Source organism: Vibrio sp. Vb0598 (assembly GCF_033338935.1).
GTDB classification, from domain to species: Bacteria; Pseudomonadota; Gammaproteobacteria; order Enterobacterales; family Vibrionaceae; genus Vibrio; species Vibrio alginolyticus.
This window is the reverse complement of sequence record NZ_JAWOTP010000280.1, coordinates 1-1,060: the sequence shown is the minus strand read 5'-3', so window position 1 is coordinate 1,060 and position 1,060 is coordinate 1. Positions and strand designations below refer to the sequence as shown.

At 48.9% G+C, this 1,060-nt stretch carries 1 protein-coding gene; it reads left to right on the top strand.

From position 1 onward, the window contains the following. Positions 1-929, top strand: a 929-nt coding sequence (locus R7Q38_RS24690; RefSeq protein ID WP_318114705.1) for an HlyD family secretion protein, incomplete at its 5' end; no start/stop codon positions are given. Positions 930-1,060: the final 131 nt, after the last annotated feature.

Below are 1,060 nucleotides of genomic sequence, written 5' to 3'. Positions count from 1 at the left end.
TGGCTTCTTGGGTTGGCTATCAGTTTTACCAAGCTTATCAGCCAGAACCAGTTCGCTTGCAAGGTTTGATTGAAGCTCAGCAATACAGCATTTCATCGAAAGTCCCGGGTCGCATCGACGAAGTGATGGTTCGCAAAGGCGATGATGTTGAAAAAGGCCAGTTAATTTTTACGCTTCACAGCCCAGAAATCGAAGCGAAACTGGAACAAGCAAAAGCTGGTGAAAAAGCGGCAGATGCACTAGCGCAAGAAGCAGAGAAAGGTGCACGTGAGCAACAAATTCAAGCCGCGAAAGACCAATGGCTAAAAGCGAAAGCCGCAGCGGATTTGATGGAAAAAACCTATAACCGCGTGAACAACCTGTATAAAGATGGCGTGGTTGCCGAGCAAAAACGTGATGAAGCGCTAACCCAATGGCAGGCTTCTAAATACACTGAAAGTGCCGCTTTCCAGATGTATGAGATGGCGAAAGAAGGGGCTCGTAGCGAAACCAAAGTGGCCGCGGCGGAGAAAGCTCGTATGGCGTCTGGCGCAGTTGCTGAAGTGGAAGCCTATGCGAAAGATACTCAAATCTACAGTTGGTTTGACGGTGAAGTATCTCAAGTACTTTTACAAAGCGGTGAGCTTGCACCGCAGGGCTTCCCTGTCGTGACCGTCATCGACACTGAAGATGCGTGGGCAACGCTGAACGTGCGCGAGGATCTGCTTAAACACTTCACTAAAGACACCACATTTAACGCATACCTGCCAGCGTTGGATAAAAGTGTCGAGTTTAAAGTCACGCACGTTGCAGTAATGGGCGATTTCGCAACTTGGCGAGCGACCGATGCAGCACAAGGTTTCGATCTGCGTACCTTTGAAGTAGAAGCTCGGCCTACTCAACCAGAACCAGAACTGCGCATGGGTATGAGCGTTGTGGTTGAGCTGTAATCGCTCAAGGTAAAAAGTCTATGACGATTAAGATTTCACAACGGCATGTGTTACGGCGCGACAAGTGGCTACTGTCGTGCTTAACTTGGGTGCCTATTTTGCTTTCGCTTACCATTTGGGGCGTGTTTTCT